This is a genomic window from Parabacteroides sp. AM58-2XD (genome assembly GCF_003463685.1).
GTDB classification, from domain to species: domain Bacteria; phylum Bacteroidota; class Bacteroidia; order Bacteroidales; family Tannerellaceae; genus Parabacteroides; species Parabacteroides segnis.
In genome coordinates this window covers 35,379-54,127 of record NZ_QSDP01000038.1, presented here as the reverse complement: position 1 = coordinate 54,127, position 18,749 = coordinate 35,379, and the positions used below count along the sequence as shown (strand labels likewise).

Below are 18,749 nucleotides of genomic sequence, written 5' to 3'. Positions count from 1 at the left end.
AAAGTACAATTTTGATAATCTTAAACATATCAGGTAAGACTGATAAAATACTCTATTCTTAATAACATAACAAATGTGAAATAAGTATGAAAAAATGTTTAACGGGGGGGGGGGGTAAATATACTCCTATATTAAAGTCCACACTTCCATTATTACTTTTAAGCATGCTCTCAGGAGCAAATGTATATGCGGCTAATGACTCCAATTTGAAGGATGTGTCAATAACAATTAGTCAGCAACAAAAGAAAATTACGGGTGTTGTAACAGACAAAGAGGGAGTACCGGTTATCGGTGCCAATGTCTTGGAGAAGGGGACAACAAACGGAACTGTTACAGATGCAGACGGACGATTTTCTTTGGATATTTCTCGTAATGCAACACTACAAATTTCTTATCTTGGTTATAATACACAAAACATCGTGGTTGGTAATCAAACTACTTTTGCAGTAAAGCTCTCGGAAGATTCAGAAGCTCTGGATGAGGTTGTTGTTGTGGCCTATGGTACTCAGAAAGCCCGTGCGGTAACTGGTTCCATGAGCAAATTGAATAATGAGGAGCTGGAAGATATCCCAGTTCCGAATATCAGTCAGAAAATGCAGGGGAAATTCTCTGGAGTACAGATTACACAGGCAAACGGTGAACCCGGTGGTGGTATGGCTATCCGTATCCGTGGCGCTGCTTCAGTGAATGGCGGTAATAGCCCTCTTGTAGTAATAGATGGATTCCCGATCACTCCGAATGAAGGTACAGGACTGGAGTCGATAAGTCCTGAAGAAATCGAAAATATTACAATCCTTAAAGATGCTGCTTCTACCTCTTTGTACGGTTCCAGGGCTGCCAACGGTGTTATCCTGGTAACGACTAAAAGAGCAAAAGAAGGAAAAACTGATGTAGAGTTCAGTGCTTATTTCGGTGCAACACAAGTATCAAAAAGAGGACGTCCCGATGTAATGAATGCACAGGAATTTGCCCAGTTCAAAAAAGAGTATTATGAAGACCAGGCTAAGTATGAAGGCTATACCGGAGGAGTTCCCGAATGTTATCAGAATCCTTCTTCATTGCAGAATGGTACGGACTGGTACGATGTACTTTTGCAGACTGCATTGACGCAGAATTATAACCTGAGTTTGCAGTCAGGAACTACAAAAGTGAAATCGGCTGTGAACCTGAACTACAATAAGCAGGATGGTGTTATTATCAATACCTATTCGGAACGCTTCTCGGCACGTGCCAATAATGTCTATGAAGCTTCGGACCGTGTAACGTTTGGCTTGAATTTATCAGGTTCTTATATGAGCGGGCAGATTATTCCCGGATTGGGCGGCGGACGTAATATAATTGGTTCTGCCTTCTTGATGGATCCACAGTTGAAATACAAGAATGATGACGGGACATATCCGATATCTTATTCACAACCGGGTATGTTTGCCAATCCGAACTTCTATCTCGTGCTGAATGAACGCGACGATCCGAAAAAGAGAATGAGAGGTACTCTCAATACCTATGCAGATGTCAAAATTATAGACGGATTGAAATATCGTATCAGCGCAAATGCTGATTTGGGATCGGATCAAACCGAATCATGGGTTCCTTCTATTGCAAATGGTGCCATGTTCACTGCTCCTCCTCAACCGGCTGTCGGTTCTTATGGTACCAGTAAATATGTGAATTGGTTGATCGAGAATATGTTGACCTACAATAAGACATTTGCGGATAAGCATAATGTTGATCTTTTGCTCGGATATTCAACTCAGAAGACGACCTCTGAAAATGCAAAAATCAATGCATCAGATTATCCTGATGATGAAGTGGGTTGGTTCAATGCCGCCACAACAAAGGTCGGTGAAGGTGATAGAAGTTCATGGGCAATGATCTCTTATCTGGCACGTGCCAATTATGATTATATGGGTAAATACTTACTGTCTGTATCTTTCCGTCGGGATGGTTGTTCTCGTTTTGGTATGAATGCGAAGTGGGCTAATTTCCCCTCTGTTTCTGCCGGTTGGATTGCTTCGGATGAAAGCTTCATGGAGAGATTCGATAGGTTGAGCTATTTAAAATTACGTGGAAGTTATGGTATCGTAGGTAACTATAATATCGGTAACTATAATCATTTGGCTACAATCGGAACTTACAACTATGTCTTCAATAACGGAATTTCTGCCGGACGTGGAACAAGTGGTATCGGTAATGCGGACCTTACCTGGGAAACAACCAAACAGCTCGACTTCGGTGTGGATTTAGGATTATTCAATGACCGTGTATTCTTGGTTTATGACTACTATTGGAAGAAAACGGATGGTTTGTTGTATCAGATTGATATTCCTTATTCTTCCGGATTCGAAAACATCCAATCCAATATTGGTGAATTCAGATTCTGGGGACATGAAGTTGGCTTGGAAACGAAGAATATGACAGGCAAGTTTAAATGGAATACCAGCTTGAATTTGACATTTAACCGTAATAAAGCAATGAAGCTGGGTACGAACAATACGCCGATTGGCGGTAATAACAATCAGGAAGATTACAACCGTACGGAAGTCGGTAAACCATTAGGTCTGTTCTACGGCTACGTCTATGATGGCGTTTTCATGACTCAGGAAGAATATGAAGCCGGACCTAAACATGCCTCTTCTATGGTCGGTACTGTTCGTATGAAGGACTTGAATGGCGATAATGTTATTGATAATAATGACCGTACTTTTATCGGCGACCCGAATCCGGATTGTATTTTTGGTATGACTAATACTTTCTCATGGAAAGATTTTGATGCAAGTGTTGTATTTACCGGTTCATTAGGTGGAGACATTATAGACGGAACTTATGAATGGACGGAAAATATAGACGGTGTATTCAATGTTCGTAAGGAAGTTGCAGAACGTTGGCGCTCAGAAGATAATCCAGGTAACGGTAATATTCCGAGAACAAGAACAGGTACGACGGAATTATTCCGATATACCAATTCTCGTTGGGTATTCAAGAATAATTACATAACATTGAAGAATATCACGTTAGGATATACGATTCCGATGAAATCAAATCCTTATATCAAGGGAATACGTGTTTATGGAAGTGCTCAAAACCTGTTTACTGTAGGTTCTTATCCGGGAATGAATCCGGAAGTAAATAAGAATACAAGCGGATTATATCAGGGAGTGGATCATACAACATATCCTGTTGCCAGAATTTATACAATTGGCTTGAATGTTAAATTTTAAAGAGCATTAGAATATGAAAAAGTTAAATATATATATTTTTGCGGCAAGTGTGTTGTCTCTTTCTTCTTGCAGTGACTCTTTCCTGAATCTGACTCCTGAGACAACTATTACGACGGAAACGTTCTATAAGACTGCAGATCATTTCGAGCAAGCTACGGTTGCTTCGTATACAGGTTTGAGAAATATCGCCTTGAGTGGTATATTTATGGATGAGATGCGTTCAGATAATACATTCTATACCTACTATAGCGGTGATAGAGGTCCTTATAACTCGACTGAAAAACTAGCTTTGTTTTTAGATGACGAAACTGTCGGTTGGAGTCCGGACCGTTATAAAGGCGTTTATTCTAGTATTGCCAAGGTAAATACGATTTTGGGTAGACTGGATGCTTCCGAATTGACGGAAGAAGAAAAGAAAACGGTAAAAGCAGAAGCTTTGTTCCTGAGAGCCTTCTATTATTTCGATTTGGTACAGCATTGGGGCGGTGTTCCTCTTATGTTGCAAGAGGTTACTACCGAAGCAGAAGCTTTTGCTGCTAAATCTCCGGCAGAAGATGTTTATAAACAAGTACTTACCGATGTCTCGGAAGCGATTTCTTTGGGATTGCCGGTAGCAAGCACTTTCCCGCAGAGTGGCCGGGCAACGATGGGAGCTGCTAAAATGCTGCGTGCTTATTGTTATATGTCACAGCCTACTCGTGATTACAAAGCTGCTGAACAGGATTTGAAAGATATCACACAGATGAATTACGGTCTTTTGGACAGTTATGAAGCTGTATTTAATCCTGCCAATAAAAACTCGAAAGAATCTATTTTTGAAATACAGTACATCGAAGATGGCTCTAATGCAGGCGTACATAATGATATTCCTTGGCGTTTGATTCCGAAATGTAGTAATAATGACTTCCTGATGGGTATCACTTTTTCGAACTATGCAGGTACAAGCGGTGGCTGGTGCGTTCCTACGGAAGAGATGATCCAGTCTTACGAACCGGGTGATAAGCGTTTGGATGCTTCCATTGCTGTAGCAGAAGGTAAGACAGATGACGCTGAACAGTTTACTTGCGAAGAAGTCAAGACGGTATCGGATTTTACTCCGACAACTGGAAAAAATTTCTACTATTTCATCCGGAAGTATTATCATCCTCCTTATCAGTATGCTGGACGTGCTGGAGATAACTTCCCGGTTTACCGTTATGCGGGGGCATTGTTGTTGCTGGCAGAGAACTTGGTAGCACAAAATCGGAATGTAGAGGCTTTGCCTTATATTAACGAGGTAAGAACCCGTGCCGGATTGGAATCGCTGACCAGTGTTACAGCAGAGGATGTGGCTGATGAAATGCGTCATGAACTGGCCTTTGAAAACCATCGTTGGACAGATTTGATTCGTACGGGTAAAGCTATAGAAACAATGACTGAATTTGGAAAGACGATGAAGGCGAAGTATCAGTGGATTCTTCCTTCCGCATTTGAGGTAACGGGAAACCGTTTGGTATTCGCTTTCCCGTTAAGAGAAAGACAGATCAATTATTTGCTGGAACAGAATCCGGGATATTGATAAATAGGTAGTAGTGAGGAGATTGTTCTTTGTAACAATCTCCTTGTTTTGTTAATATTTTTATTAGAAAAATACCATGAAACATACTGGATTAAGGTTTATCTTCTTTTTACTGGTCATATTTCTTTGCTGCAATTCGGTTGCAGGTCAAAGAGTAGGTGACCTTAGTGACCTGTTTGTCTCACCACCGGATCATGCAAAGCCAAGGGTCTATTGGTGGTGGCTCTATAATCGTGTAAATGAAGGCTCTATTACTCGTGACCTGGAAGAGTTTAAGGCAAAAGGAATCAGTGGTGTCAATCTGATATGTACGGGTGGATATGCTGGGGAAGGGGCTTTATTAGGTGTTGAATGGCTGAGTCCTGAGTGGCGTGCTCTTTACCGGCATGCTGTCCGGGAAGCTAAACGTTTGAATATTGAAATAGGATTTAACCTGGCGGGAGGCTGGACCATGATGGGACCTTGGGTTACTCCCGACAAGGCTATGAAAAAAGTAGTTCAAAGTGAGCTGATTGTTATTGGTTCTTCGACCTTTACCGGGAAATTGGTTCAGCCTGAAACTGTTGACGATTATTATCATGATGTATGGGTTCAGGCATTTAAAGTAGATCGTGCAACAAAGGTGGTAGATATCAGGACTGCAATAGATCTTACAGATCGTATGAAGTCTGGTGGTGAATTGAGTTGGGAGGTACCGGAAGGTGACTGGCTGGTTCTCCGGACCAGATATACATTGACGGGACATCCTTGGAGCAGATGGTATGCGTATCCTAAAGGGGATACATTTGAAGGAGGAGACGGATATGAAATAGATTATCTGAGTACGGAGGCCTTAGATGAACATTTTGACCATTTAGGGGAATTAATTATCGAAGAAACCCGGCAGGCTGGCGGTAAGTTGGCTTACCTGTGGTCGGATAGCTGGGAATGTGGAAAACTAACATGGACGCAGGATTTTCCGGGTCAGTTTAAACGTTTCCGTGGATATGACTTAAAGCCGTATATGGCTGTATTAGCCGGATATACAATTCATGATTCTATCTTTTCAGCTCGTTTCCGGGAAGATTTTGACAGGACAATACAGGATTGTGTGGCAGAGAATTTTTATGGGCATTTTTATGATCTGTGTCATAAGAATGGAATGGATGTAGGAAATGAAGCCGGAGGTCCTAATGATACACCTCCCCAGGATGCACTGAAAAACCTGGGACGTTGTGATATTCCGGCAGGGGAGTTCTGGGTACATTATAAATTGCCGGAAGATGGAATGAATTCCCGTAAAAGTGCAAGACTTAATTTGAAACAAACAGCTTCGGCTGCACATATATATGGCCGGGGGGAAGCCCAGGCAGAAGCATTTACACAAATGGAACAGGACCGTACGCACTGGTCGCTGGGACCATATGACTTGAAGCCTTATGCAAATGATGCCTTCTGCGAAGGAATTAACCGGTTTATGTTACATCAGGCTACGAGCCAGCCGCCGGAAGATGGAAAACCGGGATTTGAATTTTGTGCCGGGCAGCATTTTACACCTAATCTAACCTGGTGGGAACAGTCTTCTTCCTTTTTCTCTTATTTATCTCGTTGCCAGTATTTATTACAGGAGGGTAAGTTTGTTGGCGATGTCTGTTTCTTTCTGGGAGAGCGGCCGCCGCTATTGGTCCCGCCTAAATATGTTGTACCGACTCTTGGTCCGGGATATGATTGTGATTATGCGAATGCAGAAGTTTTACTTACGCGGATGTCTGTCAAAGATGGAAGGATCGTTTTGCCTGATGGTATGAGTTATCATCTTTTATATCTTCAGAATTGCGTATCACCTCTGGAGGATATATGCAAGGCTGTAGGGCATTACCAGCAACTGGAAGTTTCGTCGGATCCATCGGATGCAATGTCTCCGGAGGTAATCAAAAAACTTCGACAACTGATAAAGGACGGAGCAACGGTAATCGGAGCACCTCCTAAAAGGTCGGCGGAACTTAAAGGATATCCGGATTGTGACGGGGAAGTACAGACGATTGCTGCAGAAATTTGGGGTGACTTGGATGGGAAAAACCGTACGGAGCGAAAATTTGGAAAAGGACGTATCATTTGGGGGAAAACAGCTCGGGAAGTCTTACTTGAAGACGGCATTTTACCTGATTTTTCTTATGTGGGACAGGATAATGAACCGGAAAAATTTGATTATATTCACCGCACAGATAAGGAATCGGAAATTTATTTTGTGATTAATCGTACGGGGCGTACGGAGATCGGGGACTTTTCTTTCAGGGTTACCGGAAAACAGCCTGAGATATGGGATCCGGTTACAGGAGAAATGAAAGAGGCCGGTTCTTTCATGCAAAAGGATGGAGTTACCAGTTTATCATTGGAACTGGCTCCATATGGATCATATTTCATTGTATTCCGCAAATCGATATCTGTGACCTGTTCAGGTAAAGATGGATTTAACTTCTTAAAATATCAAAAGATCGGAGATTTAAGTGAGTCGTGGCAGGTTATATTTGATCAGGCTTGGGGCGGACCGGGTAAAATTCATTTTGACAAACTTTCCAACTGGATAAACAGACAGGAGGAAGGAATTAAGTATTATTCGGGTAAAGCAACTTATCGGAAAGTATTTGATCTTGATAAGAAGAAAGCTGGATTGACTCATGCGGGTGAAAGACTTATTCTTGATTTGGGGGATGTTAAACATGTTGCAGTCGTTCGTCTGAATGGGGAGGAATTGGGTACCTTGTGGTGTTCCCCCTGGCGGATTGATATTACTGACTGGGTACAGGAAACAGGAAATATACTTGAGATAGATATAGTCAATTTATGGGCAAACCGGGTGATCGGAGACTGGAAACTACCGGTAGAGAAGCGTTTTACGAAAACACATGATGTTTTCCGTTTTGATATGCTTAGGGAAAGTACTCCATTGACCGATGCCGGGTTATTAGGACCGGTTAGTCTATTGAAGGGATTTTGATATGGATAACTTTTGGATTAGGTATGCTTGGTGTGTATCTGTATTCTTTGTTAACTAAATTCATTTTAAAGATGAGAAAAGATAATGTTTATTGGATGATGATTATGGCTCTCTTATGTTTCGTAAACATCCGGGTGTTAAGGTCTCAGGAAGGAACCTCTGGTTGTATGCCTGTAAATTTAAAGTGTGAGCATCTGATAGCTCCATTGGGTATTGATCGTCAGCTCCCTCGTTTTTCATGGTTTTTGAACGATGATAGGGAAGGAGCGAAGCAGACGGCTTATAAGATTACTGTAGGAAAGGATTCTGTCGCACTGGCTAAAGGGCGGAAGATAGTATGGCAGGAGGAAAAAAAGAACGGAGAGACAATGACTTGCTATAAGGGAAAAGCCCTGGAACCTTTTACTAAATATTATTGGGGTATTACTGTCTGGGACAAAAACAAGCAGAAATCCCGGAAAGTAATATCTTCTTTTGAGACCGGAATGCTGGAGCCTTCTAACTGGAAAGGTTCATTTATTTCAGACGGGCAGGATATGGAATCCCGTGAGACCCCTTATTTTCGTAAAATAATAAGGTTGGATAAGGATATTGAATCTGCAAAGGCTTATATTGTTGCTGCCGGATTATATGAATTGTCTGTCAACGGAAGTAAGGTCGGTGACCATTTCTTAGACCCGGCTTTTACCGATTATGACAAACGGTTATTGTATGTTACATATGATGTCACCGATCTTTTAAGTAAAGGAGATAATGCAGTGGGGATAATTCTCGGGAATGGATGGTACAACCATCAGCCGGTAGCTGAATGGTCGTTCCATAAAGCTCCGTGGCGTAGCAGACCTTCTTTTTGCCTGAACCTACATATAACGTATGCCGATGGGACAAAAGAGGTGCTGGTTTCTGATAAGGATTTTAAAGTTAAAGCCGGGCCGATTACATTCAATGCAATTTATCTGGCGGAGAATTATGATTTCAGGAAAGAACTGTCAGGTTGGAATACGGTCTCTTATGATGATTCTTCCTGGAAAAACGCAACGGAAGTTGTTTGGCCGAGTGCAAATATAACATCGCAGACCATGCATCCGATTCGTGCTACGGAATATTGTAAGCCTGTCGATCTGAAAAAGTTGAATGATACGCTTTACTTGTACGACTTTGGGCAAAACTGGTCAGGTGTGACGACGTTTAAGGCGAAGGGTGCGCCTGGAACAAAAGTGAAAATACGTCATGGCGAACAACTGGATTCCCGCAGGAAACGATTGTTTGATGATAATAATACCCAGTTTTATCAAAATGTAAACGAGCCTTTGAAATATGGTGTTCATCCTGAAGATGAATTGTTTCAGACGGATGTATTGATATTGGACGGCAAGGAAAACGAATTTACACCCCGTTTTAACTATAAAGGATTCCAATATGTGGAAGTCTCCTCGGATAAGCCTCTGCATCTGACGACAGAAAATATAACATCTCATTTTATCCATACGGATTCACCGGCAAACGGATCTTTTGAATGTTCGGATACGTTGATCAACAGATTATTGAGGGCTACGAATTATTCTTATTTATCGAATCTGGTCGGATATCCGACCGATTGTCCTCATCGTGAGAAAAATGGCTGGACAGGTGATGCCCATCTGGCTATTGAAACGGGCTTGTATAGTTTTGATGCAATTACCCTGTATGAAAAATGGATGGCAGACCATCGGGATAATATGTATGATGGAGGTAGGCTGCGTTGTATCATTCCTTCCGGAGGTGGGGAGGCGATATCGCTGACTGGACTTGCTCGATGACCCTTATTCCCTGGACCCTGTATGAATTTTACGGTGATCCGACTTGCCTGAAAGATAATTATGAAGCAATGAAGATGCATACGGATTATTGGCTGAATAAGTATCCGGAAGGGTTGATCGGAGATTACTGTCTGGGTGACTGGGTTCCTCATAAGTCGGTTGCAGATAAGGAACTGACAGCTTCTATTTATCATTACAAAAATGCAGACATCGTTTCCCGTACGGCCAAATTGTTTGGTTTCGAAAAGGATTATGAACATTATAAAGCGGCGGCCGAAAAAATAAAGAATGCGATTAATGAAAAGTTCCTGAACAGGGAAACCGGTATGTATGCAAATGGTTATCAGACAGAGTTGAGTATGCCTTTGTATTGGGGAATAGTGCCGGAAGAATGCACGCAGAAAGTGGCAGAACAATTAGCTAAACGTGTAAGTGCCGACAAGGATCATCTGGATGTCGGCATTATGGGATGTAAAACGATCCTCAACGCATTGACGGAAACGGGAAATGTAGAGCAGGCATTCCGTATGGTAACCCAACAGGATTATCCTTCATGGGGAAACTGGTTGCGCCAGGGAGCAACGACTCTTTACGAAAACTGGGATTACAACGGACTTGCTTGGGGATATTCCCAGAATCACATAATGTATGGTGAGATCGGTGCATGGTTTTATAAAGCCTTAGGTGGAATTAATGTCGATCCGCAGAACCCTGGATTCAAGAATGTGATACTGAAACCCCGTTTCGTGAAAGAACTGACCTATGTAAAAGCCTCTTATAATTCTCCTTACGGATTGATAAAGTCTGCATGGGAGAGAGTTGGCAACAACGTAATTTATAAAGTGACGGTTCCTCCCGGTTCAACCGCTACATTGTATCTAGAAGGAACGGATACGCCCAAAGAGTTGGTGTCAGGTTCTTATAGGTTTGAAATAAATAAATAATTATGGATATGAAAGGTATTTATTTACGACTGTTGTTTGTGTGTTTTTCTCTGATGGCCGTATCCTGTGGCTCCCGCTCATCGTTGGAGATTACCTGCTTGCAGTGTGAGAAGCTAAATGACCCGTTAGGGATCGATAATGTTTCTCCTCATTTCAGTTGGGTTTTAAGTTCGAAAGATCAGGGAGCCCGGCAAACTGCTTATCAGATATTGGTTGCTTCCGATAAAAAGTATTTATTGGAAGATAAAGCAGACCTGTGGGATTCGGGGAAGATAGATTCGGAGGCCTCCAATTGGATTTTGTATCAGGGGAATGCATTGAAATCCAAATCGTTTTCTTATTGGAAAGTTCGTGTTTGGGATGGAGAAGGAAATGTTACGGCATGGAGTGAACCGGCCTGTTTTGGAATAGGATTGCTGAATCCGGAAGATTGGAGCGCCCGGTATATCGGTATGGACCAGGATGGGGATAAGATGGAGTCTCCCTTATTGCGGAAAACGTTCCAAAGCAATGTTATTGGAGAAAAGATGTTGTTTCATGTCAATTCACTGGGGTATCACGAAGTTTATGTGAATGGGAAACCGGTAAGTGATGCGGTATTGACACCGGCCGTTTCCCAGTTTGATAAACGTTCCCTGATTGTGACTTATGATATTACACCATTTTTGCAGAAGGGCAGTAATGAGATCGTCATCTGGCTGGGCAAGGGCTGGTATCGGGACGGATTGCCGGGCGTGGTGGAAGGCGGTCCGTTTGTACGTGCCCAATTGGAATGCCGGGAAAATGGCAGTTGGACCACGGTTTTGGTTACGGATGATTCCTGGATGGCTTCTGAAAGCGGTTATGTGTCGACGGGAAACTGGAGGCCGCATCAGTTTGGCGGAGAGGTCGTGAATGCCGCCGGATTGCTTCCTGACTTAACCTCTTCTTCTTTGGATCGTCTGGAATGGGCGAAAGCGAAAGTTGCAGAAATACCGGCTCACAAAGTGACACCCCAGATGGCCGAGTTGAATCGGATTCAACAGGAATTTCATCCGGTCTTATGCCAGGCTGCCGGAGACACCGCCTGGATTTTCGACATGGGAAAGAACTTTACGGGATGGACGAAAATTAAATTCCCGATGTTGTCTTCCGGTCAGAAGGTAAGGATCAGCTATTGTGATTTTCTGGATGGGGATGGACAGTTCAGGGATGGACTTTATGAAGATTATTACATAGCCTCCGGTGAGGCAGGGGAACGTTTTGTTAATAAGTTCAATTATCATGCTTACAGATATTTGAAGTTGACGAATCTCGCCCAAGCTCCGGCTTTGTCTGATATAACAGCCTGCCTGGTTCATACGGATTATAGCGGAAGTTCTTCCTTCAGCTGTTCGGATGAAGATCTGAATGCGATTCATGACATGGTTCAATATACGCTCCGTTGTTTGACATTGGGTGGCTATATGGTGGATTGCCCGCAGATTGAACGCTTGGGTTATGGTGGAGATGGAAATGCCTCGACACAGACTGTCCAGACAATGTATAATCTGTCCCCTCTCTATATGAACTGGATGCAGGCATGGGCCGATTGCATGCGGGAATATGGTAGTATGCCCCATACGGCCCCCAATCCCTATAATGCGGGAGGCGGACCGTATTGGTGTGGGTTTATAATCACGGCATCTTGGCAAACGTATGTGAATTATGGTGATTCCCGTTTGTTGGAGCGTTATTATCCGTATATGAAAAAGTGGCTGGAGTATGTGGATAAATATACGGTGGACGGTTTACTTAAAACATGGCCGAATACGGAATACAGAAACTGGTATCTGGGTGATTGGGCCACTCCTGTCGGGGTAGACCAAACTAATATTTTGTCGGTAGATGCGGTTAATAACTGTTTTATATCCGTTTGCTATCAGACAATGAGCAAAATTGCCGGCATATTGGGTAAGGAACAGGATAAACAGGTGTATGCAACAAAGTACAAAGAACTGAACCCTCTTATCCATAAGACCTTTTATGATCCTCAGCAGAAAAGTTATGCCACAGGTACCCAGATCGATCTGATATATCCGATGTTGGTCGGGGTGACGCCGGACGATAAACAGCCTGATGTGCGGAATACTTTGTATCGCGTAACGGAAGAACGTTTTAAAGGACATCTGGCAACTGGTTTGGTCGGAGTTCCTGTGATAACAGAATGGGCTGTCAGGAATAAACAATCTGACTTTATCTATGGGATGTTGAAAAAAAGAGATTATCCGGGTTATCTGTATATGCTGGACAACGGTGCGACTACCACCTGGGAGCATTGGAACGGAGAACGTAGCCACATTCATAATTGCTACAATGGCATCGGCTCCTGGTTCTATCAGGCTTTGGCAGGAATTAATACGGATGAAGAGAATCCGGGTTATAAACATGTTATTATTCAGCCTCAATTGGTTAAAGGACTTTCATGGGTAAAAGCGGCAAAAGAAACGCCTTTAGGCTTGCTGGAGGTGAAATGGGAGAAAACCGATGCTTCTTTTGTCCTGGAACTGAATATTCCTGTCGGATGTGAAGCAACTGTTATGTTACCGGTTCGGGCAAAAACAGTTTTGGTTAACAATGAAATCTCCGGTAAATCGGATGCTTTGGAAATACCGTCCGGTCGCTATCGGATTACTTGTACTTTGTAAATGATAACGAAGGAATCGATAAATATCATTTTTATAAACTAAATTGTCAATTAATATATGAAAACACGAAATGTAATTAAATACTTGTCCTGTGCGATTGCGGGAAGTGCCTTGTCATTCGGTCTGACCGGTTGTCAGAGAAACAATGTGCAGACTAAGGATTCTTTTGCAACTATAGAAAAGGAATTTAAAGACCCGTCTGCGGATTTCAGAAGTGCCCCGCTTGCTGTGTGGAATAGTAAAGTTACCGAAGCGGAGGTAGAACGTACGATGCGTGAATTGAAAGATGCTGGCTTCGGAGGACTTTTTATACATCCCCGTCCGGGTATGATTACAGAATATCTGGGAGATGAATGGTTCTCTTTGTATAAGCATGCTGTCGAATTCGGAAAAGAACTGGGTATAAATGTCTGGATATATGATGAAAATTCGTATCCGAGCGGATTTGCAGGTGGTCACGTCCCGGCTGAAATGCCCGAGTCCTGTAATCAAGGACAAGGGTTGGCATTGACGAAGGTCGACTTGCTTCCGGAAGATACGAAGCCTTATTATATGTGTTTGAGAAAGGAAGGTGATACCTGGAAGGATATTACGACGGAAATAGCTAAATATAAAGGAACTAAAGGCGAATATTATCTGTATAAGAAAACTTATATGGGTAAGTCTGACTGGTACGGAGGTTATTCATATGTGGACCTGTTGGTTCCGGGAGTGACGGAAAAGTTCCTGGAAGTAACGATGAAGAACGGATATGAGAAAAAGTTCAAAGAAGATTTCGGCTCATCCATCAAAGGTATCTTTTCTGATGAACCGAACATCAGCAGTCCGGGCGGATTACGTTGGACGCCCGATTTATTTGAAGTCTTTCAGCAGAAGTGGGGATATGACCTGAAACCGTTATTGCCGTTGCTGGAGGAAGAAACAGGTGATTGGAAGAAGGTGCGCCATAATTATATGGAGACTTTGTTGCAGTTGTTTATCGACCGTTGGTCAAAACCTTTCCACCAGTATTGTGAAGAAAACAACCTGGAATGGACCGGTCACTATTGGGAACACGGATGGCCTTATATGAATGACGGACCGGATAATATGGCCATGTATGCCTGGCATCAGATGCCTGCGATCGATATGCTGTTCAACCAGTTTGATGAGAAAAGTCCTGTAGCGCAGTTTGGTAATGTCCGTTCGGTAAAAGAGTTGCGTAGTGTGGCTAACCAGATGGGATATTCCCGTACATTGAGTGAAACATATGGTGGCGGAGGCTGGGATGAAACCTTCAAGGATTTCAAACGGCTTGGCGATTGGGAATATGTCCTGGGTGTGAACTTTATGAACCAGCATCTGGCACATATGACACTGACCGGTGCCCGTAAATACGACTATCCGCCGGTATTTACTTATCATTCACCCTGGTGGGCCGATTATAAGTCGCAGAATGATTATTTTGCGCGCCTGTCACTGTTGATGAGTAAAGGGGCCCAGCAAAATGATATATTGATTATAGAGCCGAATGCCACTTTGTGGAGTTATTATTCACATACGAAGAGCAGTCCGAAACTGATGGAAGTAGGCCAGGCTTTCCAGGATTTTATCACGACTCTGGAAAAAGGCCAGGTAGAATATGACCTTGGTTCTGAGAATATCATAAAAGACCATGGGGCTGTTACCGATGGCAAGTTCGTTGTAGGTAAGGTCGCTTATACGACCGTTGTATTGCCTCCGATGATGGAGACATTGAATAAGCCGACATTTGATTTATTACAGAATTTTGTGCAACAAGGTGGCCGTGTGATAACTTTTTCTTCTCCGACGTTGGTTGACGGAGCAGAGAATGCTGCCTGGAAGACTTTGCTTGGCGGTCAGTCTGTAACGTCTGTTCCCCGGTTGACGAACGAGGTTATCCAAAACACATTTACTGATGCAGATTGCAAGTTCTCATTTAGTGGTGGTAATTTATTCCACCAGCGTCGTCAGTTTACCGACGGGGAATTATTGTTCCTGGTTAATTCTTCCATGGATGAGGCAGTGGACGGTACGGTTACCGTTAACGGAAAATCGGCTGTGCAAATGGATGCCATGAGTGGGAATATTTATACGTACCCATCGACAAAGGCGGATGGCAAACTGACCATGAAGTTCCATCTGGAACCGGCCGGAAGTTTATTGTTATATAGTTCGAAAGGTTCATTGAAATCTTATCCGGAAACACCGGCTGTTGCCGGCTCTACTCCGGTTCAGGCTGTTAGTCCGGTTCAGGTTACCCGCTTGAAGGACAATGCGCTGAATGTCGATTTCTGTGATGTGAGTGTAAACGGGAAAACTACAAAGAATGTCTATTTTGCACAGGCTGCCGATATCGCTTTCCGCGAATATGGTTTTGCGAATGGTAATCCCTGGAATACTTCGGTACAGTATAAACGGAATATTTTAGACCGGGATACGTTTAAAACCGGAGGTTTCACAACAACTTACCGTTTTAAAGTAAATGACAAGTTCGATTATTCAAACATGAAACTGGTATCGGAACGTCCCGAATTGTTTACTGTTAAGATCAACGGCGAACAGGTGAAACCGATACCGGGAGAATGGTGGCTGGACCGCTCCTTTGGTGTCTATTCGATAGGCAGTCAGGTGAAAACAGGTATAAATACCGTAGAACTGAGTGTGAGTCCGATGAGTATTTTTGCAGAGATAGAGCCGGTTTATATAGTGGGTGATTTTGCTGTTGTTCCTGAACAAACAGGATGGAGCATCAGTGCTCCGGTTGAGAATCTTACGTTAGGTAGCTGGAAGGCACAGAAACAACCATTCTATTCCTGGGGAGTAAGCTATTCCAAAGAATATGAGGTGAAGTCTCTTTCAACCCCGTATGCCGTTCAGTTGAATGACTGGAAAGGTACTTTGGCTGAAGTGTATGTAAATGATCAGAAAGCCGGAATAATCGCTTATGATCCGTATCGTCTGGATATAACACCTTATCTGAAGGAGGGTAAGAATAAAGTAGATGTCCGGGTGATCGGTAGCCATAAGAACCTGTTAGGCCCGCACTATCGCGATCCGGCTCCGGGCCTGGCTTCTCCGTGGCATTGGAAAGGTATAGAAAAACCTATTCCAGGTGATGAGTATCAGATGTTGGATTATGGTTTGATGACGGATTTTGATTTGGTATATTAATGGGCTTTTCTTAATTTGCGGAGACCTTTCAGAAAGTCATTAATTGTGAGGCCTTTTGAGGAGGCTTACTCTTCTCATGTGATGCTAATGACGACCTCGTATCGCTGCCGAGATAAAAGCGGACATCCTGTATCTGGTAATACGGTCTAAGTGCATTATCGTAAAGGTCGCTGTTGGAACAAATAAGGAGTAAAAAAGAATGCGGGGAAGAGTGGTAACACATCTTCCCTGCATTTGTTTATTTGGTCGATATTTGATCTTACAATGGTTCAGATTGGAGCATGCCTATTGATACGGAACAATCGGTTGTCCGGTAATTCTTATCCGATAACTCTTTTAAAAGCATCTCCATTGAATAATAGGAGTCTAATTTGAAAGTATCCTTTTTAACCGTATTGTTTTCCCAGATAAGCAGTTGGGGATTATCGGATGTCTTCCCTATGCCTATGAACCGATTGCCGGTAATTCTATTTCGCTTCGGTAAACTGTCATTCGGAATGTAATCTTTCAGATACGGATAAGTGGAAGAATAAGGCTCCTCCTTATAATTAATTTCTTTCAACCTCTTTTCAAACAGGCCGTCTTGGGCAATTAATGATTTTCCCCAGTTCTGTAATCTGTTGTCGGCATGAATTCCGATTTGTCCGTTGATGAAAAGATTGTTCTTATAAGTATTATCGGATCCACCTCCCATTAGAACTGCGTATTTGCCGGCCCGATAGAAAATATTATTCTCCACGGTTAATCCACCGGCTCCGTCATCGTGGTAGATAGCACAGGTGCTATATGTGTCGGGAATATCGGCAAACAGGTTGTTTCGTATTATTGTTCCGCATTCGGAAGGATTGCGGCCATAATAAAAAGCGCCTTGGTCTTCTACTTCCAGACAAACATCGTGAATGTAATTATTTTCAATCAGATGGTTATTTCCGTGCATCAGGATTGCCATACTTGGTGAATCATACATTTCACAATGTACGATTCGATTTCCGACTCCTGTTATATGCACTGCAGGACGGTAAGATTTTGCAATGCGGTTATTTGCATGGAAAAGACAGTTGCTAACAATGTTGTTTCCGGCTTGCAATGTTTTTCTGTCACCTCCTCCCATAGAAACTCCTCCGGCTCCCAGATTATAAAAAATGCAATGATCGATCTGGTTGTTATGTCCACCCTGCCGGTTAAAAGTCTGATTGGCGTAAAGATGTTGTTGCAGGCTTCCGGCTGTGCCGCGTACTGGTTTTCCATTACCTTCATGCAGGTACTCTTTGAAAGGACTGATTCCGTTTCCGATAATTACACCTAAATCTCCTGAGTTCCTGAAGGTACAGCCGCTGATGCAAACATTCTCTGTTTCGCTAAGCGAAAGGATTGTGCCCCGTGAATATTCGAAAGTAATATTCTTTATCTGTATATTTTCGGCTTGCCAGATATCAAAGAATGGCTCCTCCAGAATACTTAAATGTAATGAACCGATTTCAGAGTCCGGTGAGATAAAATAGAGTTTACCGGTAGTTCGTTCCAGAAAATACTCGCCGGGTTCATCTGTCTCTTCTTTTATATTAAAGGCAAACCATTTGTTCCAGGCATAGCCGGAATAGAATCCGTATAAAGTAGGTCCGGCGGTGGTGATTGTCTTTTTTTCTTTATTCAGGCTGGCAATTCTCAACGCATCGTCAGCATACCCATATTTGAAATAACCACTAATCCACATATCGTCGGTGAACTCCCAGGAAGATACCCGCAGGGAGTCATACTCCATAATTGCACCACGGTTTTTGAAATCATTATTACGGGGCACGGAGCCTTCATCAATGATTTTACCCATTCGGATCATCCCTTTGTTAGGCCATCGGGAGAGGTGCATGGGTTTATTGTTTATAAAAAATTCTCCCCACGAGTTGGAGAATGGTCGGGAAAAGCCGGTATTTTTAATTTTACCGTAATCGTGGATACCTGCTTTTTTTAAATCGATAACTTGTACTTCATTGTCTCCGATCCGGGATTGCCGGATGAGATTTACCGGTATCGGTTTCCCTCCCGAAAAAATAACACTCTCTTCCGGGTAGGCTGTAATTATCAGGTTCGATAAGGATTGGTCGATAAGAAATCCTTTATCGAAATAATATGTGCCTTTGCGGAAAATTATTTTGATTTGTTGCGTTCCGTCTTTTCCGCGTATTTTGTGAACTGCGTTTAAGGCTGATTCAACGTCCCGGAAAGGAGATTCGATGCTACCGTTGGCATTGGGTGTTGTTTCTATTGACTGGTCTACATATAAGATCGCTTCCTGTCGGCAAGACAGGAGCAAGATCAATAAACAGCTTATAACCGGATAATTTTTAAGATACATAACTCTTTCTCGTTTTTGTACAAAAGTAGTTTTCTTTACCGGAAATGAATAGCAAATTCT

Annotated in this window: 7 protein-coding genes and 1 pseudogene; 7 read left to right on the top strand and 1 reads right to left on the bottom strand. The window is 42.8% G+C overall.

Annotated features, from left to right (window positions below; genetic code table 11):
• Nucleotides 1-164 precede the first annotated feature (164 nt).
• The 7 genes and pseudogenes from DXA15_RS11150 to DXA15_RS11125 all read left to right on the top strand — a co-directional run bounded on the left by DXA15_RS11150 (nt 165) and on the right by DXA15_RS11125 (nt 16,336).
• Nucleotides 165-3,218: a TonB-dependent receptor gene (locus DXA15_RS11150; protein WP_233567179.1), complete on the top strand. Its 3,054-nt coding sequence runs from the start codon at nt 165-167 to the stop codon at nt 3,216-3,218.
• Nucleotides 3,219-3,231: 13 nt separating this feature from the next.
• Nucleotides 3,232-4,776 carry a RagB/SusD family nutrient uptake outer membrane protein gene (locus DXA15_RS11145; protein ID WP_128134060.1) on the top strand — a complete coding sequence of 515 codons (1,545 nt, stop codon included), beginning with the start codon at nt 3,232-3,234 and terminating at the stop codon, nt 4,774-4,776.
• A gap of 76 nt (nt 4,777-4,852) precedes the next feature.
• Nucleotides 4,853-7,753, top strand: a complete 2,901-nt coding sequence (locus DXA15_RS11140) for a glycosyl hydrolase (protein ID WP_128134059.1) — start codon at nt 4,853-4,855, stop codon at nt 7,751-7,753.
• Between the two features lie 23 nt (nt 7,754-7,776).
• Nucleotides 7,777-10,172 (top strand): annotated as a pseudogene (locus DXA15_RS11135) (family 78 glycoside hydrolase catalytic domain); the annotation flags it as partial.
• A 24-nt stretch (nt 10,173-10,196) separates the two neighbouring features.
• Nucleotides 10,197-10,496 carry an alpha-L-rhamnosidase C-terminal domain-containing protein gene (locus DXA15_RS26355; RefSeq protein WP_233567181.1) on the top strand — a complete coding sequence of 100 codons (300 nt, stop codon included), beginning with the start codon at nt 10,197-10,199 and terminating at the stop codon, nt 10,494-10,496.
• Between the two features lie 8 nt (nt 10,497-10,504).
• A complete protein-coding gene (locus DXA15_RS11130) occupies nt 10,505-13,162 on the top strand; it encodes an alpha-L-rhamnosidase (RefSeq protein ID WP_128134058.1) in 2,658 nt (885 codons plus the stop codon).
• 57 nt (nt 13,163-13,219) lie between these two features.
• A complete protein-coding gene (locus DXA15_RS11125; RefSeq protein ID WP_128134057.1) occupies nt 13,220-16,336 on the top strand; it encodes a glycosyl hydrolase in 3,117 nt (1,038 codons plus the stop codon).
• 259 nt (nt 16,337-16,595) lie between these two features.
• On the opposite strand, the gene DXA15_RS11120 is transcribed toward DXA15_RS11125, so the two are convergent.
• Entirely contained in the window at nt 16,596-18,689 is a 2,094-nt protein-coding gene (locus DXA15_RS11120) for a right-handed parallel beta-helix repeat-containing protein (protein ID WP_128134056.1), read from the bottom strand.
• Nucleotides 18,690-18,749 lie beyond the last annotated feature (60 nt).